19 protein-coding genes and 1 tRNA gene are annotated in these 24,843 nt (G+C 51.7%); 7 read left to right on the forward strand and 13 right to left on the reverse strand.

Going from position 1 to position 24,843, the window contains the following annotated elements:
• The first annotated feature begins 105 nt into the window (after positions 1-105).
• Entirely contained in the window at positions 106-1,158 is a 1,053-nt protein-coding gene (locus tag FE845_RS14150) for an AraC family transcriptional regulator (protein WP_200365817.1), read from the forward strand.
• Between the two features lie 51 nt (positions 1,159-1,209).
• Here the strand turns inward: FE845_RS14150 and fghA are convergent, their stop codons facing one another.
• Both fghA and FE845_RS14160 read right to left on the reverse strand, forming a co-directional pair.
• On the reverse strand, positions 1,210-2,049 hold the full coding sequence (gene fghA / locus FE845_RS14155) for an S-formylglutathione hydrolase (protein ID WP_200365820.1): 840 nt from the start codon (positions 2,047-2,049) through the stop codon (positions 1,210-1,212).
• Between the two features lie 53 nt (positions 2,050-2,102).
• Positions 2,103-3,230, reverse strand: coding sequence for an S-(hydroxymethyl)glutathione dehydrogenase/class III alcohol dehydrogenase (locus FE845_RS14160; protein ID WP_227714365.1), 1,128 nt, complete (start codon positions 3,228-3,230; stop codon positions 2,103-2,105).
• A gap of 193 nt (positions 3,231-3,423) precedes the next feature.
• On the opposite strand from FE845_RS14160, the gene FE845_RS14165 reads away from it, so the two are divergent.
• Entirely contained in the window at positions 3,424-4,335 is a 912-nt protein-coding gene (locus FE845_RS14165) for a LysR substrate-binding domain-containing protein (protein ID WP_200365938.1), read from the forward strand.
• A gap of 60 nt (positions 4,336-4,395) precedes the next feature.
• Here the strand turns inward: FE845_RS14165 and FE845_RS14170 are convergent.
• Together FE845_RS14170 and FE845_RS14175 are read right to left on the reverse strand one after the other, a co-directional pair.
• Positions 4,396-4,472: transfer RNA gene (locus FE845_RS14170), tRNA-Asp, on the reverse strand.
• Positions 4,473-4,614: 142 nt separating this feature from the next.
• Positions 4,615-5,646, reverse strand: a complete 1,032-nt coding sequence (locus FE845_RS14175) for an AraC family transcriptional regulator (protein ID WP_200365822.1) — start codon at positions 5,644-5,646, stop codon at positions 4,615-4,617.
• 308 nt (positions 5,647-5,954) lie between these two features.
• On the opposite strand from FE845_RS14175, the gene FE845_RS14180 reads away from it, so the two are divergent.
• Positions 5,955-6,830 (forward strand): MaoC/PaaZ C-terminal domain-containing protein, encoded by an 876-nt coding sequence (locus FE845_RS14180; protein ID WP_200365824.1) that lies wholly within the window; start codon positions 5,955-5,957, stop codon positions 6,828-6,830.
• Here FE845_RS14180 and FE845_RS14185 read toward each other — a convergent pair.
• From FE845_RS14185 to FE845_RS14195, 3 genes are read right to left on the reverse strand one after another with little or no spacing between them, the layout of a single operon-like run.
• Positions 6,827-8,410: a response regulator gene (locus FE845_RS14185; RefSeq protein ID WP_200365826.1), complete on the reverse strand. Its 1,584-nt coding sequence runs from the start codon at positions 8,408-8,410 to the stop codon at positions 6,827-6,829. The two genes, FE845_RS14180 and FE845_RS14185, sit on opposite strands and share 4 nt — an antisense overlap.
• Positions 8,411-8,456: 46 nt before the next feature.
• Positions 8,457-9,083 (reverse strand): response regulator FixJ, encoded by a 627-nt coding sequence (gene fixJ, locus FE845_RS14190; protein WP_200365829.1) that lies wholly within the window; start codon positions 9,081-9,083, stop codon positions 8,457-8,459.
• Positions 9,084-9,122: 39 nt separating this feature from the next.
• On the reverse strand, positions 9,123-11,531 hold the full coding sequence (locus FE845_RS14195; protein WP_200365940.1) for a Lon protease family protein: 2,409 nt from the start codon (positions 11,529-11,531) through the stop codon (positions 9,123-9,125).
• A gap of 247 nt (positions 11,532-11,778) precedes the next feature.
• On the opposite strand from FE845_RS14195, the gene FE845_RS14200 reads away from it, so the two are divergent.
• Positions 11,779-12,153 carry a PilZ domain-containing protein gene (locus tag FE845_RS14200; protein WP_227714368.1) on the forward strand — a complete coding sequence of 125 codons (375 nt, stop codon included), beginning with the start codon at positions 11,779-11,781 and terminating at the stop codon, positions 12,151-12,153.
• Positions 12,154-12,351: 198 nt separating this feature from the next.
• Here FE845_RS14200 and FE845_RS14205 read toward each other — a convergent pair whose 3' ends face one another.
• Positions 12,352-13,431, reverse strand: a complete 1,080-nt coding sequence (locus tag FE845_RS14205) for a TolC family protein (protein WP_133005111.1) — start codon at positions 13,429-13,431, stop codon at positions 12,352-12,354.
• Between the two features lie 68 nt (positions 13,432-13,499).
• Here FE845_RS14205 and FE845_RS14210 point away from each other — a divergent pair, with 68 nt between their 5' ends.
• Entirely contained in the window at positions 13,500-14,780 is a 1,281-nt protein-coding gene (locus tag FE845_RS14210; RefSeq protein ID WP_226595800.1) for a sensor histidine kinase, read from the forward strand.
• A gap of 209 nt (positions 14,781-14,989) precedes the next feature.
• Positions 14,990-15,676 (forward strand): response regulator transcription factor, encoded by a 687-nt coding sequence (locus FE845_RS14215; protein ID WP_200365831.1) that lies wholly within the window; start codon positions 14,990-14,992, stop codon positions 15,674-15,676.
• A gap of 123 nt (positions 15,677-15,799) precedes the next feature.
• On the opposite strand, the gene FE845_RS14220 is transcribed toward FE845_RS14215, so the two are convergent.
• Together FE845_RS14220 and FE845_RS14225 are read right to left on the reverse strand one after the other, a co-directional pair.
• The gene (locus tag FE845_RS14220) at positions 15,800-16,528 is read right to left on the reverse strand and encodes a TorF family putative porin (protein ID WP_041644866.1); all 729 of its coding nucleotides are present in this window, start codon (positions 16,526-16,528) and stop codon (positions 15,800-15,802) included.
• A 535-nt stretch (positions 16,529-17,063) separates the two neighbouring features.
• Complete coding sequence (locus FE845_RS14225) at positions 17,064-17,294, reverse strand: hypothetical protein (RefSeq protein WP_014575748.1); 231 nt, start codon at positions 17,292-17,294, stop codon at positions 17,064-17,066.
• A gap of 347 nt (positions 17,295-17,641) precedes the next feature.
• Between FE845_RS14225 and FE845_RS14230 the strand changes: the two genes are divergently transcribed.
• Positions 17,642-18,964, forward strand: a complete 1,323-nt coding sequence (locus FE845_RS14230; protein ID WP_041646046.1) for a sensor histidine kinase — start codon at positions 17,642-17,644, stop codon at positions 18,962-18,964.
• 87 nt (positions 18,965-19,051) lie between these two features.
• Here FE845_RS14230 and FE845_RS14235 read toward each other — a convergent pair whose 3' ends face one another.
• The 3 genes from FE845_RS14235 to FE845_RS14245 are packed head-to-tail and all read right to left on the reverse strand — an operon-like array spanning position 19,052 to position 24,756.
• Positions 19,052-22,249 (reverse strand): efflux RND transporter permease subunit, encoded by a 3,198-nt coding sequence (locus tag FE845_RS14235; RefSeq protein WP_200365833.1) that lies wholly within the window; start codon positions 22,247-22,249, stop codon positions 19,052-19,054.
• Positions 22,250-22,263: 14 nt separating this feature from the next.
• Positions 22,264-23,514 carry an efflux RND transporter periplasmic adaptor subunit gene (locus FE845_RS14240; RefSeq protein ID WP_200365835.1) on the reverse strand — a complete coding sequence of 417 codons (1,251 nt, stop codon included), beginning with the start codon at positions 23,512-23,514 and terminating at the stop codon, positions 22,264-22,266.
• A 24-nt stretch (positions 23,515-23,538) separates the two neighbouring features.
• Positions 23,539-24,756, reverse strand: a complete 1,218-nt coding sequence (locus FE845_RS14245; RefSeq protein WP_200365837.1) for a TolC family protein — start codon at positions 24,754-24,756, stop codon at positions 23,539-23,541.
• Between the last annotated feature and the right edge of the window lie 87 nt (positions 24,757-24,843).

Below are 24,843 nucleotides of genomic sequence, written 5' to 3' on the forward strand. Positions count from 1 at the left end.
CCCACTCTTTTTTGATGATGTCTAAAGTACCCATGCAGGTTGCGTTCAACAATATCCCTGAACAACAATATATTATCCTAAGAAAACAGCGCGTGACGAATCGACATGAAACCAGCACACCTTCAGCCCTTTTCAAACCGTCACCCGCTCGGTGACATCAGCGTGCTCCACATTTCGGTATTGCTCCGGGCTGCTGAAGCCGAAGGCGTAAACGCGCAGGAACTGGCCCGCCACTTTCAGCTCAGCCCACAAACTCTTACGTCCGCTGAGGCTCGAATCAGCATTCCGCGCTTTATGAGACTTGGGCATGCAGCGATTCAGGCCTGCGGCAACGCCACATTGGGGCTGCGCACTGGCGCCTTGACCAGACCTGTAGATATGGGATTGCCGGGCATTGCAGGTGAGTGCGCCAATACCGTGGGCAACGCTATACAAACACTTATTCACTATTCCCTACTGACCAGCCGGAATAGCCGTGGAACACCCACCGCAGATCCCGAAAAACGGCTCATTCAGTTTTATTCCATTCAACCCTACAACGCATTTAATTATTTCGTTGTTGACTCAGTGCTAAGCGCCTGGACTCAGTTTCTGCGAACCGTGAGCGGGCAATGGGATGTGCTGGAGAAAGTCTGTATTGAATACCCTTCTACCGGCATGGATGAGCTTTATGAAGCCTGGTTTCGTTGCCCGGTTCAGTTTGGGGCAGCCACAAATAGCATAGCGGTACGTCAAGATATTTGGAGCCAGACAACCCTACTGGCACAACCGGCCATGCACGAGAAACTGCTGCTATTGTGTGAAACGGAATTGCGCGATATCCAACGAGGGTGGACAACCGGGGACAGGGTAAAGAGCTTACTAACGCCTTTGTTTCGAGGAGAAACACCGAGCCTTGAGACGATTGCGTCAAAACTTGGAGTTACGCCTTGGACACTGCAACGACAACTTGCCTCTGAAAACACAGGCTTTAGAGAACTGATGGACGATACCAGAAAACAGTTGGCGCGGGACTATATTCGGGAAACAGAAACATCGTTATCAGAAATCGCTTGGCTACTGGGCTTTTCCAACCCGGCGGCATTGCACAAAGCTTACCGCCGTTGGTTTGAAATAAGCCCGGGGGAGCATCGGAAACAGTTCCGGGCCACCCCGTAGCCAACAAAGGTAATAGCGACCCCAAGCGGCAGAGCGCATCGGGGATTAATATTATTTGTTCAAGTGCTCAGCATGAAAGCGCAGGTGTTCACCAATGAAGCTGGCAATGAAGTAATAGCTATGGTCATAGCCTTCGTGGCGATTCAGAGTCAGTGGATAACCACTCACCTTCGCTGCAGCCTCCAGCGCTTCCGGCTTGAGCTGCTCAACCAGAAAGTTATCGGCTTCACCCTGATCTACCAGCGCAGGCACAAACTGCGTGGCGTTCTTCATCAACAAGCTGGAGTCATATTCAGCCCAGCTGTCGGGATCATCACCCAGATAAGCAGCGAATGCCTTCTTTCCCCAGGGGCAATCTACCGGATTACTGATCGGACTGAAGGCCGATACCGACTGAAAGCGCTCGGGGTTGCGCATCGCCAGCACCAGAGCACCGTGACCACCCATAGAGTGACCAAAAATTGACCGCTTATCATTCACCGGGAAAACAGACTCGATGAGATTCGGCAATTCGTTCAGCACATAATCGTACATGCGGTAGTGCCGGTTCCAGGGTGCCTGAGTGGCATTAACATAGAACCCTGCGCCTTTACCTAAATCGTAGGCTTCGTCATCGGCCACATCGTCACCGCGAGGGCTGGTGTCAGGGGCGATAATAGCAACGCCCAACTCAGCAGCCATTTGGTGAGCAGCCGCTTTTTGCATGAAGTTTTCATCGGTGCAGGTTAAGCCAGACAACCAGTATAAAGCAGGAACCTTGTTACCGTTGGCAGCCTGCGGCGGCAGATAAATAGCGAATCGCATATCGCAATTCAATGTGTCTGAGTGGTGACTGTACTGCTTGTGCCAGCCACCAAAGCTTTTGTTTCGACTAAGATTCTCAATATTCATTGCAATCTCCCTGATAGATGGTCGCCTGCGCCATACCCAAGCGACCCTCCTCGTTATTTGTCAAAGTGAATAACGGTACGAATGCTCTTGCCCTCATGCATTAAATCGAAGGCCTCATTGATCCTTTCCAGCCCCATGGTGTGAGTAATAAAGTCGTTAAGCTTGAACTCACCTCTCATGTACTGCTCTACAATACCCGGCAGCTCAGAACGCCCTTTCACACCACCAAATGCAGACCCTCTCCAAACCCGGCCGGTGACCAGTTGGAATGGGCGGGTAGATATTTCCTGACCTGCGCCGGCAACACCGATGACCACTGACTCACCCCAGCCTTTATGGCAGCACTCCAAAGCCGAACGCATCACATCCACGTTGCCAATGCATTCGAAGGAGTAGTCGACACCGCCATCAGTCAGCTCAACAATAACTTCCTGAATCGGCTTGTCGTAATCCTTTGGGTTAATGCAGTCGGTCGCGCCGAGCTGACGGGCCAGTTCAAACTTGCTCTCGTTAATATCGATGGCAATGATGCGGCTGGCTTTCGCCATGGTGGCACCGATAACAGCCGACAAACCAATGCCGCCCATACCGAAGATAGCCACGGTGGCACCCTCTTCAACTTTAGCGGTATTCATCACCGCACCCATGCCGGTGGTCACACCGCAACCGAGCAAGCAGACTTCTTCAAGCGGTGCTTCTTTGTTGACCTTTGCCAGCGCAATCTCAGGCAGCACAGTGTATTCAGAAAAGGTTGAGCAGCCCATATAATGGTAGATAGGCTTACCGTTCAAGGAGAAACGCGTGGTGCCGTCCGGCATCAGACCCTTGCCCTGAGTTTCACGAATCTTCTGGCAAAGGTTGGTTTTACCAGAGGTACAGAATTTACACTCGCCACACTCAGGGGTGTAAAGCGGAATTACGTGGTCACCCACTTCCACACTGGTAACCCCTTCGCCGATGGATTCAACAATGCCACCACCTTCGTGACCCAAAATGGTTGGAAAGATTCCTTCAGGGTCTTCACCCGACAAGGTGAACGCATCGGTATGGCAAACACCGCTGGCAATAACGCGAATGCGCACTTCACCGGCCTGCGGTGGCATAACATCCACTTCTTCGATAGACAGAGGCTGTTTCGGGCCCCAGGCGATGGCGGCTTTGGATTTGATTGTTTGGGTCATATAGCGCTCCAGTCGTTGTAATGTTCAGGCAGAATGCTTCCGCCATGTTGATAGAAGCATTATATTATTTCCAGACGCGTAGATAATCCCACAAACCGGCAATTCACTTTTACTAATACGTAACAATGATAAGCTGTATGGCCGTCTTACGTATATCTTTACCCGCCATCCACACAACAACTAGAAGGAGAAAATTGTGATATGGGAAGGAGTTAGTGAATTCGTAGCGGTGGCCGAGGCACAAAGCTTTACCGCAGCGGCAAAAAGGCTAGGTATCTCTACGGCTCAAGTCAGCCGCCAAGTTAGCGCACTGGAAGCCCGGCTATCTACAAAACTGCTCTATCGAACCACTCGCAAAGTGTCGGTGACGGATACCGGCCAAATCTACTATCAACAGTGCCGAAGAGTGCTTGATGGGCTTGAAGAGGCCGAACGTTCCGTCACCAACCTTCAACTTGTTCCCAAAGGCCAACTACGACTGACGGCGCCCGTAACATTTGGGGAAAAAGTTATTGCTCCTTTAGTTAACGACTTTGCCCTACGTTATCCGGATCTTGAGGTGCATATGAACCTCACCAACCAAACGCTGGATCTCGTTGCAGAAGGTTATGATTTGGCAGTGAGAATGGGCAAGCTTGAGGCTTCAAGCATGATGGCTAAGCGACTATCATCAAGAACCCTCTACGTTTGCGCCTCACCCGATTATTTGTCGAGCTATGGGATTCCACACTCACTGTCTGAGCTGGAACAACACAACTGCTTGCAAGGCAACCTAGACTACTGGCGCTTTCAGGAGAAAGGCAAGCCGCGCAATATCCGAATCACTGGCAACATAAAATGCAATAGTGGCTGGAGCTTGCTTGATGCGGCACTGAAAGGCATCGGCATTGTTCAGCTGCCGGATTATTATGTGCAGCCTTCTCTGGATTCAGGCCAACTGATTCCTCTTCTTGCGCATTGCCAAGAGGAAGACGACGGAGTTTGGGCCATCTACCCCCATAATCGCTACTTATCGCCGAAAGTGCGCATGTTACTGGACTACCTGAGCAACTGCCTTCAGCCGAGCGGTAGACTCCAAATGCAAGAAACAGACAGGACCAATTGAGCAGAACACAAAACGAAAAAAGCCGTTAGCTAGGAACTAGCTAACGGCTTTTCGAAATAGTGGCGGAGCGGACGGGACTCGAACCCGCGACCCCCGGCGTGACAGGCCGGTATTCTAACCAACTGAACTACCGCTCCACAGTTATAACCGATTGCTTTTCTAAATACATTCAAAGCGTTGCAAACTTCAGGAGATTGCTCGGTGACAACGAGAGCGCATTATAAAGAGGTGCCTGATTAAGTCAACGCCTTTTCTGAAAAAAAACAAAAAACCCGCGTTTTACATAGCATCGACCATGGCATCTTTGCCCTGTGCTGTTTTCCGGTACTCAATCGGGGTCATACCAGACCAACGCTTGAACGCGCGATAGAAGGTGCTTGGCTCCGAAAATCCGGTGAGGTATACAATTTCGTCAATCGACTCGTCTGTTGTCGCCAGCAACTGCCTAGCAAGACGGTAGCGGAAATCAGCCAGTACCTGATTAAAGCTGGTTTCTGCCTCGGTAAGCCGTGTGCGCAACGTGCGGGGTTTTATGCCTAACCGCGTTGCTACCGAATCCAAAGTCACGTCGCCGCTATCGAGCAATTCGGCGATGATTCGCTCCACCTGCCCAACAATGTCCTTTTTCTCCAAACGAGCAACCTGCTCGCTGGCAAAGCGCTCGTGCAAGTCCAAAAGTTCCGGTTCCGCATGTGGGGACGCGTGGGAAAGCAGACTTGTGGGAAAGTACAAACGGTTTTCGTCAGCACCAAAAACCACCTCGCACCCCAACACTTCGGCCACATGCTCGCGCCCTTCTTTGCGATCATGCTCAAACTCGATCCGCGACGGGTAAAACTGGTTATCGGTGATGGATCGGAAAAACGTAATCAACCCCTGAACAAAACACTCGTTGAAATGCCGCAGGCGCCGGACATCATCGGATGCGGTATCCAGCAACATATAGGCGTTCTCGCCTTCGATGAAAAAATCTGTATTAGCCGCGTCGCTCAGTAAACGCTGATAGTTCTTTGCACGCCGCAAGCCTTCCCCAAACGTCGGGCTACTTAGAAACAGGTATTCCAGAACCTGACCTTTATAGACCGGCAAAACCTGACCAAGATGGAGGCCAATATCGGGATCACCGGAAACTTCTTCTACAGCTTGCCAGAAAAACATCTGGGCGCTATGCGGAGTACGAAGCTGCTCCGTGTATACATAGTTTGCATCCACGCCCAAGCGACTAAATATGAGATCGGTATCAATACCCTTTGTCTTCATCGCCTCGTAGATAAGGCGCAACATCACGCCTGCGTCACGTAGTTCCTGCATATAATCCCGCTTCGTATTTATTGGATACTACTTTGGCCCGACGGACACCCGCCGGAACACACTAAGTCAATGCGTCGTCCGGACGGGTTTGCCAGACTTGCAACAAGCTTGAGAAAACGGCCTGCCCGGCTCTAATTCTGTCCGAATCGCAAAAAAATCGACCTAGACTATCGTCTTACATTAGAGCATATCAGGCCATAGACTCACAGTTTTACCAGAATCCGAGCACAACGGGCACCTGCATTCGATTTCTTTTGCTTATCTTTGATGCCCATAAATTATCGTTTGACCATTGGGAACAAATACTTATGTCGAATACGCTTGTATATAGAGACACACCACCCACGTTGCTACCGCTTTTCGCTAAAGCCGCGCTACCGAAAAAAGTCTCTTCCGGAACCGACGTTAGGATTCCTGAGCTCTCTGCAACGCTTCTGTATGCGCACACATCGCGAGCCGACTTAGAGCAATACGAGCGTGTGTGCGGATTTCAGCCCAGCAACCAACTACCCATTACTTGGCCCCATATTCTTGCGTTTCCGCTGCAATTGAAGTTACTAACCGAAAAAACCTTTCCGCTTCCGCTCCTTGGCTTGGTTCACTTGCGCAATAGCATTACCCAGTACAGACAAATTGGAACGGGTGAAGCCCTGAAGCTAGATGTGCACCTAAGCGGGCAGGAGCGAACCAGCAGAGGCATTGAATTCGACATGATCACCACGGCGAGTTCTGCAGGCTCTGTGGTTTGGGAAGAAAGCAGCACCATGTTGTTCCGCCAGTCCGAACCCAACGGGAAGCCAACTGAAAAAACCGCGCCACCCGCTTTAGAGCAGTATCCGAATACAAAAGAGATCAAAGTAGGAGAGTCTATCGGGCGCCAGTACGCAAAAGTTTCTGGTGACAGCAACCTGATTCACATGCACGCCCTGACCGCCAAAGCTTTCGGCTTTCCCAAAGCCATTGCGCATGGCATGTGGAGCAAGGCACACACGCTGGCCATTATGGGGCAACAGGATGGGTGGCAATCAGGTCCGCTGAAGGTTAGCTGCCAGTTCAAGAAACCGGTGTTTTTGCCGGGCACAGCGCAACTGAACTGGCGGGAAGGAAAAACGGCATGGGATTATCAACTACTGAATGCGAGAGGTGATGCGCCTCACCTCAGCGGTCAAATCGAATGGCTTTAAATCGCGCCACAGGAGCTCTCATCGCTCGATGAGGGGAGCGGTGCCGCCACAGGAAGCGTAAAAAAGAAACGGGCGCCACCGCCATCCTCGGGGCGCTCAAAACCTATTTCCCCTCCCTGAGCCTGAATCAGCGAGCGACAGGTGGACAAACCAATCCCCATGCCCTCGTCTTTGGTGGTGTAGAACGGCAGAAACAGCTTTTCTTCGGCATCTTCAGCCAGCCCTACGCCGTAGTCACGCACCTCAACCCGAACACAGCCGTCTCCCGTCACTTGCGCAGTTACTTCCACTGGCGAGTCAGATTCTGCTGTGCGCGTGGCTTCGAGAGCATTTCGTATCAGGTTGAGCGCAACCTGTTGCACTTGTACAGGGTCGGCCAGAATATCCGGCATGTCCTCCGGCACACTAAGCTCGATAGCACCGTCGTTATTGCGCGCATCCACTTCTGCAAACTGACGCGTATCCTCCAGCAAAGAGGAAACCGACAAGACTTCTTTGCCCGTGGCGGGCTTCTTCATGAACCGGCGAATTCTTCGAATAATCTCACTTGCACGGTGAGACTGGGCCTCGATTTTGTCGAGGGTCTCCTGCAATAGCGTCAGATTAGGATTTTCAACTGCCATCATCCGCTTAGACACCCGGGCGTAATTCGCAATCGCCGTTAGCGGTTGGTTTACCTCATGGGCCACACCGGCTGCCATTTCACCCATGGTGGTTAAACGGGACGTGTGCGCCAGCTGATCACGCTGCTCCTGAACAAGCTCTCGTGCTTCCTCCAGCGCCCTCTCGCCCTCAAGCTCGGCGGTAATATCGCGGAACACCACCACTGCACCGTGTAAATCCTCGCCATCAAGCTTGGGCGTAGACCGGTATTCCGCCGGAAACCCGGTGCCATCGGCACGCAGCATTCGTATATCGCGCTGGTTTTCGGCAACACCCTGACGGCATGTGGCATTAACAGGGAGACCATCCGGGCACTGCGCCGCCGTAGAGAAATGCGTTTCGAAAAAATTGCGCCCAATCAGGTCTTCAACCGGGCAACGCATAATGACGGCGGCTGCAGGGTTGGCGAACTCGATGGTGCCGTTCTCATCGAGGCCATAGATGCCTTCACTGATGGAGTTGAGGATGCGCGCCTGATCGCTCTGAAGCTCCCGATTACGAGCGTGCAGTTCACGCTCAAGCCGGATAACACTGGCGTGGGTTTTAACTCTGGCAATGACTTCCTGAGACTGGAAGGGTTTGGAAATATAGTCCGCACCGCCGAGGGAAAAGCCTTTTACTTTTGCTTCCAGATCATCAAGGGCTGAGAGGAACACGACGGCGCAGTCGGCTGTTTCAGGATCGGCTTTGAGGCGTTCGCACACCTCGTAACCGTCCATCTCAGGCATCATGATGTCGAGCAAGACGACTTCAGGCTGATGGCGATGGGCAAGATCCAGTGCCTTTTCGCCTTCATTGGCAATCAAAAGCCGATAGCCTTTGTCTTTGAGTGTCTCGTAGAGAACTTTCAGGTTCTGTGGATTATCATCCACAAGCAGAACCGTAACCTCTGAATTTTCGCTGACAGCTGCAGTCATATAGTAAACGGCCGGTCAAAAAGATAACCGCATGATGCCGCCGGGATTACCGCGCGTCGATAAGGTTCTTTACGGACAGCACCATACGCACCAGATGTGCGAGTGAGTGGGTACCCATTTTATGCATCACCCGGGAACGGTGAATTTCTACCGTGCGCTGGCTGATTTCCAGTTCGATAGCAATTACCTTGTTCGCCTGACCTTCGATCATACGATCCATAATCTCGTGTTCCCGGGGCGTTAGGCTTTTGACCCTGCGGATGATCTCCTGTTTCTCATCCAGCGTTTTACGCTGTTCAAGGTCTTGCTCCAGAGCCGCTTCAATCTTCTCAAGCAGCGCTTCTTCGCGATAAGGCTTCTGGATAAAATCCACTGCGCCTTCTTTCATGGCATCAACCGCCATGGGCACATCGCCATGACCGGTCACAAAAATAATGGGCAGAATGGAGTGTTTGTCGTTCAGCTTTTTTTGCAGCTCCATGCCATCCATACCGGGCATGCGGATATCCAACACAATGCAGCCTGCCATTTTTTCGGAGTAGTCCTTGAGGAATATCGCCGCGTTTTCATAGGTTTTGACCGGCTTACCATCGGATTTCAGTAACAGCTCCAGTGAATCACGAACGGCTTCGTCGTCCTCGACCACGTATACAGTTTGCTGGATATCAGTCATGGGGGTGTTTTCTCCTGTCTATTTTATTATGCCGACCGGTCAATGGATTGACGGATCTTTCTGATCGTCCCGGGCATGTTCCTGGCGCTCGTGTTCGCGCATTTGCTCAAGCCGTTGCTGGATAATGCCAAAAACACTGTGTTTCGGATAGTTGCCTTTGCTGTCTGCCTTACCAGCTGGCTTGCCCAACAGCAGCGTTACTGCCTCCTCAACACTTGAAACAGAGTAAACAGCAAAGCGCTTATCCCGAACAGCCTGCACCACTTCGCTGTCTAACATCAGGTTCTGCACGTTGTTGGCTGGTACAATCACGCCCTGTGTTCCGGTCAGACCATCCTTAAGCTGACAGGTCGCAAAAAAGCCCTCGACTTTTTCATTCACGCCTCCAATCGGCTGCACTTCACCAAACTGGTTGACGGAACCGGTAATGGCCAGTTCCTGACGCACAGGGATTCGAGATAGCGAGGATATCAACGCACAGAGTTCCGCCAACGAAGCACTATCGCCGTCTACCTCCCCGTAATTTTGCTCAAAGGTAAGGCTGGCAGACAGGTGCATCGGATCAGTGACGGCAAAGTGCGAAGCAAGCCAGGAACTTAAAATCATCACGCCCTTGGAGTGAATATTGCCGCCCAGTTTTACATCTCGCTCAATGTCTATAATGCCACCGTCTCCATAATAGCAGGTCGCCGTGACGCGATTGGACAAGCCAAATTCAAACCCGCCAGTAGAGAGCACAGAAAGCGCATTCACCTGACCAACAACCGAGCCTTGGGTTGACACCAGTGTAGAACCATCGCGGATCGAATCGTAAAACTGATCACGAATACGGCTACTTCGGTATTTGGCGCTCTCCAGAGCCCTTTCTACATGAATGTCCTGAATGAGCTTGGCATCTGCCTGTCTGGCCCAGAAGTCCGACTCCCGGAGCAGGTTGGCGATGTTGGCGGCATGCAGGGAGAGCCTGTCTTGATGCTCGGCCATGCGGGCACTGTATTCTATAATTCGCGCCACAGCTTTGTTGGTGCAGTGCAGCAGGTTCTTTTCTTTGACAACACTGGCAATAAACTTTGCATAGGTGACCTGACTGTCTTCGGAACGATACATCTCGTTCTCGAAATCTGCTGTCACCCGGAACAGTTCTGCAAACTCGGGATCATAGTCCTGCAACAACATCCAGGTTTCACGGTCACCGAATAGCACAAGCTTCACATCCAGCGGCACAGCTTGCGGCTCAATGGAGATAGTGCCAGAGAGCGTAAGCTCGCGCTCAAGCGAGTTAATCTGGATAGACTTGGAACGCAGTGCCCGCTTGAGGCCATCCCACACGAAGGGCTGTTCCAGCACTTTGATGGCATCCATCAGAAGGTAGCCGCCGTTGGCCCGATGCAGACTGCCTGCCCGGATCAGAGAGAAATCAGTAAATACGGTGCCCTTGTAGGTAACATTCTCAACGTACCCGAATAGGTTGTGATACGTGGGGTTATCCTCAACCACCATAGGTACTTCGTTAGTCTTCTGGTGCACCACGACATTCACCAGATAGCGCCGCGGCATCTTCTTATCCAGCGACGCATAGGCAATGGCAGCCTGCTCTTCGTTGTCGTCGAGAAAAATCTCGAGGTTCTCAACCAAATCTGCCCGCACCGCTTCGAAGTAGGCCACCACATCCGGAAGGCCTTTGTAGTTCTCAATCAGCTCATCAATCTGATGTCCGGATATGCCTTCCAGAGTTTCTTTGTTTAGCGCTTGCTGTTTATCTGCATACTCCTGCTCCCAGTCAGCCAGCTTACGAAGCGCTTGGCGAAGCTTTTTCTCAAGCTTGTTGATGGAGTCTTCAAACTTATCGCGTTGCGCATCCGTTAATTCTTTAAACGTCTCTGCGGTATGCGGCTTGTCACCTTTCATCGCCACAAGGCGGTAACCGCCAGGTGTCGTAATGGTCAGGCTGACTTTTTTACGGCGGGCCTGAGCGGCCACTTTCTCAAGCTCGTCTTCCTGCTTTTTGCCGTATTCTTCTTTCAGCTGTTCCGAACGCTCAAGAAAGCTATCGCTGTCGAAGGTTTGGGGAATCACTTTCACCAACCGGCTCATGAGCTTTTCCATGTCCTGCTTAAGCCGCATGCCCTTTCCTGCAGGCAACTGGAGAAGCTTGGGAACACGGGGCTCCTCAAAATCCGCGACATAGCACCAGTCGTGGCTTTGCTGCTCGGTATCCAAGTGGTGCTCAAGATAGCGCAGCATCATGGTGCGCTTACCCAGACCGTTTCGGCCCACGGCATATACGTTATAACCGCCATGGGGCATGGCCAGCGCGAAGCGCACAGCTTCCTGAGCGCGGTTTTGGCCCACAATTTCTGCCAGCGGCTCCAGTTGTCTGGTGGATTTGAACGGCAGTTCTTTCAGAACACAGGCTTTATAAAGCTGATGCAGAGGCAGTGACTTCAAGGTTGGGTCCTGTAACAGTTGACTCATTGGCCGGTCATTGTAGGTTCTGTGAACCGGTCTGTCGCGCTCGGGAGAGAGAATTGTGGCAAACACCCCGTAACTGCCACCGCGTGACCAAGCTCACGTTTTTTGTTTTATTGTTGTTCTCAACTTTTTTCAATCATTACACTTCATCTTGTGACTATTATTCTTTAGTCTTAACGTCGGCTATAAAAACTACAAAATATGCAACGGATGACGACTTATTATGAGTGTTTCCGAAGATCGTCGAATCAAAGGTCGCTACCCTGCTTCCTGCCTGAGAGTGCAGGTTCGGGAACGTGGTTTTTTCACCAAAAACAAGCAGCCTTTTCAGGCCACCTGCCTTGATCTGAACCGCTACGGAATGGCTTTGCTATGCCCACGACCTCTGGAGCCCGGCACACGCTTGCATATGGATTTTGAGGGTAAGTACATCAATGAATCGAAGGTTTGCGCCCGCGTTGTAGAATGCCGCCCTTTCCAGACTGGCTACCGGGTAAGTGTGCAGTTCAGCTATTACCTCAATAAAAAAGGCTATTCCAGAGCAGTGGATAACGCGCTGTCCCGCATTGAGGGCTTTTACAATCGCCTTGCTTGTTAGTTCACTGTGCAATCCCCCCAGAAAATAATCGACGTCTTGGATAGAAACTTTCGCAATCATCGCAAAGGTCGCAAAGCGAACATTCAGGAAGGTTCATGAGTTTTGGTCCAAGTGGTTTTTTCGAGTCTTCGGGCATTTGGAATGGAACTTTCTGGTGCTATCCAAAATGCCCGAAGACTTGACCATTGAATTACCTCTTTAATTTAACGCATTGATAGTACGCACCGGTATCAGGGCTTCGTATCCGGCCGAGGCACTATATAGATCACGGATCACCCCAGCTCGACGGAGTTTGACCCCAGTAAGCTGTCTTGCGCTATTTATTGCGTCCTCCAGTCTGCCAGTGCCACTGGCCAGCTCGTTCAGACTGGCTTCCCAGTGCGCGCGCTGGTTTGGCAAGTGTCGCTCGTTGAGGATGTTCAGGCGACCATGGCCGGCCTCAACGCTTGCCCTCAGTTTAGCGATCGAAGCCCGCCATTCCCGCTGAGCCTGAGTGGCCAGCCATCGTTTTTGTGAGGCTTCGGCAGTCGCCTTTCGAACGGCGCTGTGCTGGCGCTGCCCACTAAATGGAATCCGAACGCCAATGCCGACGACCCAACGTTTTCTCTCGTCAGCCCACAGGCTGTTATAGCCGGCATTAGCTGTGAACGTAGGTCTACGATCGACTTCGGCAACATCCAGCCGCGCGCGCGCCTCGGCTTCCCTTGCCTCGGCTGCCCGAATCAGCGGATGATCTGGTTCCAACTGTCCATCGGCGAACAGAAGCGTTTCAGATGCCTCCGTCAGTTGCAAACTGGCCCCCGTCGGACGACGCCCAAGCAGAGGAATCAGGTCGCTGGCTAGCCCGGCCTTTTCCGCTTGCAGCTCTACTAGTCTGGCATCTAGAGTGTCCAACTCCGTTTTGACCCTGAGCATTTCACTTTGCGAGCCGATGCCATAGTCAAGCCTCTGTTCCGTTACGGTGGCCAGTTGCTCTACCAAAGCGCGTGTCTCATGATGGAGATTGATCGCTTCATTGGTATACCACCAATATGCATACGCCTCCTTAACGCGAGCTGTCAGCTGCCTTATTAGCCACTGAGTCTCCTGCTGGGCGGCAAGCATTCCGGCCTCCGCTGCCTTGCGAGACGCCGACAGATGATCCGGCCAGGGCAGCTGCTGGCTTACCTCAAAGCGATGCCCAACTGTATTAGGTCCCTCTAGAGTTTCAGGCGCAATGCCATACTTGATGACCGGGTCGGCCCAAGTATCTGAGCCCTCCACTTTGGCTTCTGACATTTCGGCGACAGATCTTTGCGCGCCCAGGCACCTTGCTTTTATTGCTACTGCCAGCGGGCATTGCGCTAATGGGGCTTGCATGGCTGGTTCACGGCCTCTTACTGGACCGGATGTCCCGGGAATTCGTCGAGACACGTCTCAAGGATGAGGTCGCCTTTCTGGAGCATCAGATTCGTGATTCTGGCGGTCAATTGGACAGTCTCCAGACTGGTGACTATTTTCAGGAAGTCTTTCACCACGCCTTCGCCATACATTCTCCGTCCAGAACGATCATTTCCCCGGATTCCTGGGCACCGGTGTTAACGTCGTTAATAGAATCAGCAAAGGATGGGACCGTTCGTGTTCGGGATGCGGACACCGTCGAAGGCCCAAAGAGCATTCTTGCGTACCGAAAGTCGTTCCGGATCGGCGATACGCCGATTGTAGTGATCGTGTCCGAGGATCTTGGCGCACTGAAACGCAGCCAGGCAGAGTTGCACGGGTGGACGGCCATCGTCTCTATTCTGCTGATTCTGCTGTTGGTCGTTGTGATCTGGTTCGGTATCAATCTGTCCATGCGCCCTGTCGTCGAACTGAAGGCCACGCTGAAGCGACTTCAGGATGGCAAGGTCTCGCGGATTCATGTCCAAGCACCTGAGGAATTTCGACCGCTGGTCCAGCAGCTCAACCAATTGCTCGACTCGCTGGATCAACGCCTGGAACGATCAAGGGATGCGCTGGCGAATCTGTCTCACAGCGTCAAAACCCCCATTGCGGCCGTCCGGCAGATTCTTGAGGACACCAGTCGTCCGCTCTCCAACGATCTCCGCCTTCAGATGACCGCGAGACTCAATGACATCGACAAACAGCTTGAAGCCGAGATGCGCCGAAGTCGCTTTGCAGGGCCACAGGTTGGGAAAAGCGCTTACCCTCTGAAACAGGCACGGGATCTAGTCTGGATGCTGGGGCGACTATACCCGGAAAAGTCCTTTGAACTGTCGAGCTCCCTGCCGGAGGACGCCCGCTGGCCGATCGAGGAGCACGACCTGAATGAAATCATGGGCAACCTTCTGGACAATGCAGGCAAATGGTCGGAACGATGCGTGGAGCTGTCACTCGTTCAACACTCCGGAAATCTGCAGATCGGCGTAACAGACGATGGGCTCGGCGTCGCGGACGCTGAAATCGGCAATCTGGGTCGACGGGGGTTGCGGCTGGACGAGCAGACCCCAGGCCATGGCCTTGGGCTGGCGATTGTTCGAGAAATTGTCGAACGCTACAGTGGAACCCTCAACTTCTCACCTGCTCCGAAAAGTGGGTTGTCCGTGATAGTTGACCTTCCCAGGGCGGTCCCGGTGATCAATCGTTGACCCGGCCACCTGGTATGTGGTTAAGCGATCACATGTGGATAGTGTTTGTATAGAAAACTTTCCTCACCGTAATGCCTTTTTCAAGCTAGATTCAGCTTCGTCTGTTGTTATAGCGGGTCGCTTGAAGTCCGGTCTCTTAGCTAATTTTGATTTGCTCTCGAGAAGGGCGACAGCCACAATTTTCCAACATCCAGAGACGGCGCTTATAGATGAAGGTTCTAATTGTCGAAGACAACGCGATACTCGCAGAAAAAATTTCTGGTTGGCTTGCGAAGGAACACTTTACTGTTGATGTAGCCAAAAACGGCGCAGAGGCCAATTCTTTCGTAGAAACATGCAGTTATCAGGCGATTATACTCGATATCGGACTGCCCGACCAGAACGGACTTTCCTTGATGCAGAAGTGGAGAAGCGGTGGCAAAGATGAGGCTATTCTTATTTTAACTGCTCGCTCCAACTGGACAGAGAGAGTTGAGGGCTTGAATGCCGGCGCAGACGATTATCTTCCAAAACCCTTCGAATTCGATGAACTAAAAGCTCGACTTAGCGCCATAATACGAAGAAAAGACGGGCGAGCAACTGATAAGATCATCGTGGATGGTTTTCTACTTAATGCAACCTATAGAACCCTAACAACTCCCGATCATAAAGAGTTCAGACTAACCGCAACGGAGTACCGCCTTTTACAATGCTTTCTTCGCTCTCCTGACAGAGTTTTCTCACAGGACGAACTTGTTGAAGCACTCTATAATATCGAAAGGTGCCCAACCAGAAATGTCGTTCAAGTCTACATAGCCAGACTCAGAAAGATACTCGGAAAAAAACGAATAAAAACATTGAGAGGACAAGGATATTACTTTGCAAGAGATTCTCTTCAAAAAAGGGTTGAAGCTTAAATGATTTTACTGTGATTTAACCATTTTCCTCAAGGACCAGGGCTCGCCAGATAAATGCGCTGGCCCACAAACCGGGCCAGCTTTCTCAACGATTAACCATTTCGGTGAAAAATACCAAATAGATTAAAAGGACTTAGTCCAGCCCAGCCAAAACTTCGGGTCGTCCGAATTGACCGAACCAAGTGCGTTACTTGAATCGATATCAGCGTACTCCAGATTAACACTAAAAGCTCCAAAGCTCTCCGCATCTTTGGTGATGTTGACAGCTGCATGTCCGTAGCTCGCCTCGCCAATAGACGCCTTGCTATCATCAGTGAAATCATAATAGCCAATCAAAACACCTGTGCTGAAATCGTCTTCCAGCGGCACATCAACAGATGCGTAATAATAGATATCGCCTTGAACGAACAGCCCATCGCCGCTTACGTCGCTGTTTGCTGTGTAAGCAACACCTATAGATGCAATGCTGTAATTCAACTCTCCGTATATTTCGCCAAAATCAATAGATTCAGGAGCATCAGGGTAAGAGTAATAAATGTACCCAACATCGTAACCAATATCCTCGATTGCACCGGAGAAGCCAGCATAAAGATCAAGCTCATAGCTCGTCCCATCGCCGAAATCCACATTGGAGCCCCAGCCGCCAAAATAAAGCCCCGACGCATGTTCGTAGTCAAGCCCGCCTTGCGTCGCCGTTGAGCCATCTGTTTGTGTCACACCACGAAATAAGTAGTTGCTTGTTACACCTAAATTTGCACTTACATTAGCGTTGGCAATTAACGGGACCGCTTGGAGGGTTACGAGCAAACCAACACTTAGCAAACAATCCTTAGTCGAGATACGTCTTTTCATCGTTTTCACCTTAAATTTTGACAGCTTAGTTATTTGCGCATCGAATAACGCATCTACAATGACTGCATATTTTGCGCCAACTTTTAGAGACTTAGTTTATGAGCAATTATTGTCAAATCAGGTCCATAGTTAATAAAATCCGTTGAATATTTAATCATTCAATGCAATGAACATTTTGCTTCATAGTTTCGCATTGCTCGACGATAGTGCACTCATTAATAATGCGCACCAAATAGGAACAAAAACTGAAATAAAAATATCACTAAAGTAGAATATTTTTAACGCAAAAATTCGAGATAAGATATGGTTCTATTAGGAAAATAGAGGTAGGTCTTAATTGGTCATGAATACTACTAAAAAAACTCTGAGTAAAGAATGCAAATTTCCAACTTTTTGCACTCTGTCTTTTTTTCGAAATTGATCAGCCTTAAAGCGCGACTTTCGCCGTTTTTGGAAAAATTAACAAAATCTATCATCAAACTAATCTTGGAGCCACGCAATTGCGCGCCTGGCTCCAAATAAACAACGATAAATGTTATTGCTTTGCCAAAAGATCCCCAATCAACTCTTTAATCAATCTATGTTCTTCCTTCAGTTTTTTGATGGTCTCGATCTCTTCCACACGATACTGGGAGGAACGTTCATCTATGCTCTTATTAGGATAGGTTCTTGCCTCGTTGTATCTGTCCGCTTGCCCTCCTGCGAGGGCTATTGAAGCACCACTTGCCAGGAAAGAAGCTACTAGAATCATGGATACTTTCTTCATAAAACGGCTCCGATATTTATTCCAATTAGACCGACAAAATTCAATGGCCTCGGATGATCAGTAGAACATCGAAACTTTAAACACACTTGAAAATCTATGGTGATGAAACGTTTTTTTAGCGTTTACCCCTAGCTCAAAAGCCATTCAGGTCGGCTTTGATGACACTAAACCTAATTTTTCAATGCCTGAGAAAATAAGACTAGGCCAGACCTATCTGAAGGCCAGAGCCGCCCTCCCTCAGGTTCGCACCCGTTGCGGCACGCTTCGATTCCAACTATGCTTTCGGACCGGAACACCTCTGTTTGCTTTCAACTGAACCCTTCCGCTCAATCGACAAAAGCACCCTCATGACAGCGCAGAAAAGCATCCGAAAAACTGCACTCCAATATGGCATGGTTTTTAGCATCCTGTATTTTCTGCTTATTTTTTTCTCACACACCTATGTGATAGAGGAGCTTTCGAACGAGTCCAGAAAACATCGTCTTGACAAAGAGGTGGAGAGTTTTCAAACCATCATTGCAAACGAAATGCCGACGGCCGACGAGATCGGAAGCATGATCGATCAATTCCAATTGCTACTGGAACACGCCCTCATTGTTGAAATGAAAGATGGAAGCGTCATTGCCAGTAACAACGTAAATCAAACGAAGTTGCGTATGATCTCAGAAAAGCCGGCGGGCTTTGTCGAAATATCCCACGGTGCGGATCGCCTTCTCGGATTAAAACGTGGTGTCGGAATTGATAGTTCGCTTTCGTCAATCACCATCTTGGAAATGGAAAGCGGACTAGCTGAGCGATCCAGTGGGGCTCACCTGACCTTGCTGGCTGCCTCCGCAATATTACTTGTTGTTCTCTTGGCTCTGGTAGGCACCACTACTTACCTGGCTTTGAAACCGATCGAACACATCAAGGAAGACATGAGGAGACTGCAATCTGGCAAACAACCTCGTTTGAATCCTGACGCACCAGAGGAGTTCAGTCCGCTGATCAAACAGTTCAATAACCTACTTGAACTAGCAAGTCGTCGCCTTGACCGCCACCGCCGCCTCAATTCCGATCTTTCTCACATGGTCAAGACCTCGATCTCTGCCAATCTCGCAATCTTGTCAGACACTGGTTCATTACCTCCGTCCCGCGACGACATAGAGTTCATGACCTCCAACCTAAAGGATCTAAGCCGGTCCTTGAACTACCGCATGAGCAAGGCAGATATCTCCGGCAGGCAGATGGGGCAAACATGTTTGCCGATTGAAATAGCGAACAACGTCATTTCTGTCATGGAAAAAATCTTTCCCGATAAGAGTTTCCGTATTAATACATCCTTGCCGAATAACTTCAGTTGGCCCATGGAGCGTCAGGACCTATCAGAGTTATTCGGTAACCTGCTCGAAAACGGCGGGAAGTGGAGTCAGGCTGAGATTGACGTTTCAATAAGCCAGACCGATTCCGGGCTAACGATAGAAGTTGCAGACGACGGCCCTGGGATTACTCCAGAAGCGGCCTCAAAAGTGATGGATAGAGGTTCCCGGCTTGACGAAACCGTTTCTGGATTTGGATTGGGACTGTCCATCGTGTCCGAAATACTAGAAGACAATTTCGGACGGATGAACATTGGCCCCTCAGAAACGGGGGGCGCCAGAATTACAGTTGTGCTTCCTTTCCCAGAGTAGAGCACAACCATAATTCCTCCGCCCCGCTATGACGGAGGGACTACCCTCCCCTGCTCGCGATCAAAACTGTGTATTTCCACCTCTTTTCTACCGTTGCATATCATCGAGTTTAGACCTTGAGAAGCGCGTGAATAGAGCCGGCAAAACAAAAAGCGTTAGGAAAGTCGCAGTCACGAGACCACCTACAATCACGCTGGCCAATGGCTTCTGGATTTCCGCACCCACGCCCGTCGACAATAGCATCGGTATCAAACCGAGTGCCGAGGTTATTGCTGTCATCAAGACAGGACGCAAACGGGAGACGGCACCTTCAAACACCGCGGCATCCACGCTTAACCCATCCTGTATTCGCTGATTGATGCTTTCGACCATAACGACTCCGTTAAGCACCGCCACACCAAACAGTGTGATAAATCCAACGGAACTGGGCACGGAAAGGTACTGGCCGGAGATCCAGAGTGAAAAGACGCCACCAATGACAGCAAGCGGTACGTTGACAAGAATCAGCAGCGCCTGACCAACCGAACTGAAAGCAAAGTACAACAACAACGCAATCAGACCCAAGGATACAGGAACCACAATGGCCAATCGCTTCTGAGCTCGCTGCTGGTTTTCAAATTGACCACCAATATCCACCGAATAGCCGGGGGGAAGGTTCACTTCTGACGCGATGGTATCTTGAATATCGGCAACCACACTGCCCATGTCACGACCCTGCACATTGGACTGAATGACCACACGGCGCTGCACGTCATCGCGGCGCACCTGAGGCGGGCCGGACTCAATAGACACATCGGCCACATCACCGAGTCTCACCCAGGCCCCGGACGGCGCTTGTAACCTGAGATCAGCAATGGCATCCCGGTCCTCCCGGAAACGTTTGGCCAGACGCACATAGATATCGTACCGCTCATTTCCGTTGATGATCTGGCCTGCGGCGGCACCACCCAGTCCATCCCGGACGACACTCATCACATCAGACACGGCGAGTCCGTACCGGGAGAGTGCCTGACGGTCAGGCTGAACCACCAACTGCGCTTCACCAGCAATCTGCTCCATGGCGACGTCTCGTGTTCCCTGAACTGTTCGGACCGCCGCTTCAATCTGCTGGCCTTTCTCCGCCAGTACGTCGAGATCCGGGCCAAAGAGTTTGATGGCCAACTGCGCACGAACACCTGACAACAATTCATCAACCCGAGTCGCGATAGGCTGAGAAAAGTTAAACAGTAGCCCCGGGTGCTGTTCGAGCTTCTCCTCAAACAGGGCCTGCAATTCATAGCGATTACTGGCGCTGGTCCACTCGGCTGTTGGCTTAAGGCCGATATAGATCTCGATGTTGTTCACGGGCTCCGGGTCGCCCCCTATTTCTGCTCGACCAGCCCGGGACAGAGCGTAAGTCACTTCTGGAAATTCCATCAACATGGCTTCCAGTTTTGGCGCAACTTCAATCGCCGTATCAAGGCTTGATGAAGGGGCCAGCGTCACCCGGAGGTTGATCGTCCCTTCTTCCAGTTCAGGGACAAACTCAGTGCCGAGTCGCGGCACGACCAGGGCCGCCAGCACCACAAGAACAGCGGCAGCACCGACAACAGATCGGGTGTGTTTCAGCGACCAGTCAAGGCCCTGGCGATAAAGCTTCTCAAGAGGTTTTAAAACGAAGCTTTCCCGTTCCCGGATACCCTTGCGAAACACAAACGAAGCCAACGCAGGCACGACGATCAGAGCAACGATCACAGCGGACACAATGGCCAGCATGATGCTGATCGCCATTGGCTGGAACAGCTTGGCTTCCACACCTTCAAAGCTGAACAGAGGCATGAAAACGACCAAGATAATCGCCGTGGCGAAAAAGATGGGGCGCGCCACTTCCCGGCCGGCTTCCTGGAGTCTGAGCGCAATGCCATGATCATCGTGTGACGCGTCCAACGGATCGGGGTCGTTTTCAATCAATTCATCTCGATGGGCGTCATGCTCAGCATCGGGATGCGTCAGATGTTTGAACATGTTCTCGACCATAACAACAGAGCCGTCCACCAGCATGCCAATTGCCACAGCAATGCCGCCCAGAGACATCAAGTTGGCCGAGAGACCGAACCAGGCCATGATCATCAGGGCAATACCGATGGAAATCGGTATTGAAAGCAGCACGAGCGTTGTTGCTCGCAGATTCATCAGGAAGAGAGCAAGCACAATCGCAATAAACACAAAAGCCAACAAAAGCGCATTCGTCACCGTCTCTACGGCCTTGGTCACCAGATCCGCCTGGTTGTAATAGGGCTCAAAACGAACCCCACTCGGAAGCGCCTGATTTATGCGCTCAATGCGAGCCTCGATGCCGTCGATGGTGGCTTTTGTGTTGGCCCCCATTCGTTTGAGTACAATGCCAGAAACCACTTCACCCAGTTGTTCAACTTGACCGTCTTCGTCCTTCCGGGTCATGGTCACCGCACCCTGGCGAATTTCAGTGCCAAGTCCCACCTGAGCGACATCGTCCACGGTTACTGTGATGCCGTCACTGGTTTTAACGGGTACCTGACGGATCTGCTCCAGCCCCTGCTCGCCATTGCCCAGCCATCCCATACCGCGAATAACCAACTGCTCCTGTCCGCGGCCCATATACCAGCCCCCAACATTGGAGTTGTTGTTTTCCAGGGCATGCATGACGTCATTCTGTGATAAGTCATAGGACAACATTCGAGCCGGATTCAGGTTCACCTGGTACTGGCGAACTTCTCCGCCAAACGACAGGATTTCTGTAACCCCTTCGGCCGGTATCAGCAACAGTTTGACCAGCCAGTCGTGCAAGCTGCGCAATTCCATTGCGTCGTACCCCGAATTCGGGTCCGCTATCAACAAGTACTGGTAGACTTGGCCGAGACCGGACGTATTCGGGCCCATTTCAGGCACCCCGACCCCGTCCGGAATCAGCTCCCGCGCGGCCTGCAACCGCTCGAACACCAGTTGACGCGCGAAATAGATATCCGTGCCCTCTTTAAAGACCACGGTGACACCGGACAACCCGGTTTTGGAAATGGATCGAACCTCCTCAACATCCGGCAACGCATACATCACCGCTTCAATGGGATAGGTGATCAGCTGCTCGACCTCCTCAGCCGCAAGTCCGGGCGCCTCTGTGTTAACAGCGACCTGGACGTTTGTAACGTCAGGGAAGGCATCAAGATTCAGTTTTGGGATCTGAAACGCGGCCGTGGCGATAAGCACTGCAAGCGCAATAAGAACCAACAGGCGGTTCTGAACCGCCCAGTCGACAACTCGGTTGAACATAATGGCTCCCGGAATCAGTGGTTGTGTGGGTCAAAGCCGCCTTTGGCAATTTCAGAGGCCACAAAAAACGCGCCCCGCGAAACGATCCGTTGGCCCGCAGTCAGGCCGAAAATTTCACGGAGTCCGCCAATTGAGCGACCCAGTTCCACTTCCACAGGCTCATACTCCGCTTCAGCCTCTTCCACATAAACCGTCCAGTCGCCATCGGCGCCTCGCATCAACGCACTCTCCGGCACCGCAAGCACCGGCTCCGTGGTTTTAAAAAGGAAATACACATCTGCAAACATTCCGGGATGAAAACGATCTTCCGGATTGTCCAGCTCCAACCGAACAATTCGCGTGCGGGTCACAGCGTCAATGGTATGAGCTTCCTGGGATACCGTTGCCACAGCTACTCGGCCTGCAACTCTTACTTCCGCTTCTGCCCCTTGCTTAAGGACAATGTCGGAGTTTGCTGGCAGGTGAGCCTCTACCCAAAGTTCGCTTTCATTAGCCAGAGTCACCAGCGGTTGGCCTGCCTCAACTCTTTGTCCTTGCTCAAACTCATCGGTCAGCACTGCGCCGTCCACGCGAGCCCTGAGCGTGTATTCACCGAGACTACCTACGCCGCTGGCCTTCAACGCACCAATGTCATCATCGTTTAGCCCATAAGCAAGCAGAGTCGCCCTCGCCGCTTCAATATTGGCTTTCGCGGTATTGAACCGTTGATCACCCACCACGGAACGACCCAGCCCGCTGATTCGCTCCCATTCAGGAAAAGCCTTCCTGTAATCAGCCTGCGCCTGTGCCACCGTCTCACTGAACAGGGTTACCAGCGGCTGACCTTTGGTTACGTGCTCACCCAATTCCACGTGACGTCTCAACACCACCGAGGCAACTCGGGGGGACACGTGATAGCTGGTATAGCCGTTGGTCAGCAGCTCACCGGGAGCGTAGATTTCATAGTCAACGCGCTTGCTCTCGAGGGTTGCTACCTCAATGCCGGCGAGCTCTTTCTGTTTGGCATTGATGCTTGCGGTAGCTGCTTCTTCATGACCACCATCGCTCTCCTCTTCGTGGCCATGACCTTCTTCCTCTTCATGCTCACGTTCTTCAGCATGCCCGCCCTCATACTCATCCTCTTCACCGGTGCCTTCTCGATGATCGTCGCCACCGGCGGCATGATCGTGGCCCGCCTCGTTATGAGCATCTTCCTCGGCCTGCACCAGTGAAGGGGGAGCTATAAACAGCGTCAAAACAAATACTGAAATCAGAGTTTTTTTCATGATGAATATCCAGTTTCCAGAATATTATTGGAAGGGGGTGATCAGTTCGCCAGACTGGCTCAAGAGCTCAATCAGGCCCAGCTGCGCCAGCTTTTCCAGTTCAATACCGGTTTTCAGACTCTCCGCGCGCTGGCCCAGCGCCTGGAGATACTCAGAGGTGGAGAGGTCGCCGACCTGCCACTGCTTCTCAAGCAAATCGGCACTTCGCTGTACACGCCCCTGGGATAGTTCTTTCCATCGACGGAGTTGCTTGTCGTATCGCTTCCAGGAAGCGCGAGCGCCTGCCAGGTCATATTGTCGTTTCCGGTAGAGCGCCTGAAACCGCGCTTCCGCCTCCAGAGCCCGTCGATTCGCAGCCCGGGTTTCAGCGCTGTAGTTATTACGGACGTTCAGAGGGATCGAGAATGTCAGGCCAACCACGTTCTCGCCGCCGTCACGCCCTCCGCTCAGCCCTACTGTCGGCGATGCTGTGGCTTTGCGTCTCGCAACCTCTGCCTCACTTTTCAGCACCTGCCACTCGGATCGAGCGACTGCAATTGACGGGTGTGACAGCAGATCAGCCTCACCAATCTGGGACTCCAGCGCTGGCCATATATACTCGGGGATTCCCCCATCCTGAGGCCTCCAGTCCGGCAGACGTTCTTGAACCTGAGTTTCTGCCCGATCAACTGCGGCCTTTGCCTGGGCGACTTCGCTCAACTGACGGGATAGATTTAAAAACAGAAGCTCTGCATCGGCACGCCCCAGATCACCTGCCTGCTGGCGCTGTTCAACCTGGTCCAGCAAGGTATCCAGGCGCTGCTGTTGGGATTCAGCAATTTCCTCAAACAGCGTAGTGGCGCGCCACTCGACAAGCGCAAACAATGATTCAGACGTTTGTGTCAGAACTGCTTCGCCCAAGCCAGCTTGCGCAGAAAGCCTGATCAGCTTTGCCTTCTCCTTTAATGCACCCTGCTGATCAGACCAATCGATCGTTTGTGACAGCCCTGCCTCAAAGTTATTCTCACTACCCGTTCTGTCTGCTCCCACGGACAACTCCGGGTTATACAGCGGTTGTTCGCTTGCATCAGCGTCCTCTTTCCGCGCAGCCGCCTGCTCTGTCGCTGCCAGTACCTCCGGGTGCTTGCTTATCTGGCCAGTGAGCCAACTCGCCCAATTAACAGTCTCCGCCTGACCGAACAGCGGAATGGATAGTAGTACTGAACACAACAACGCCCGAGGCGAGTGCTTGCTTGCCTTCATCGACTTTCTCCCGAAGCGATTTATAACCAAAAAATGATAGGCGTATGGCACCTATGACGAGGTAGGAAGAGGCCGAGATAATAAATG

This window comes from Marinobacter sp. 1-4A, from assembly GCF_016597725.1.
Taxonomy (GTDB): Bacteria; Pseudomonadota; Gammaproteobacteria; order Pseudomonadales; family Oleiphilaceae; genus Marinobacter.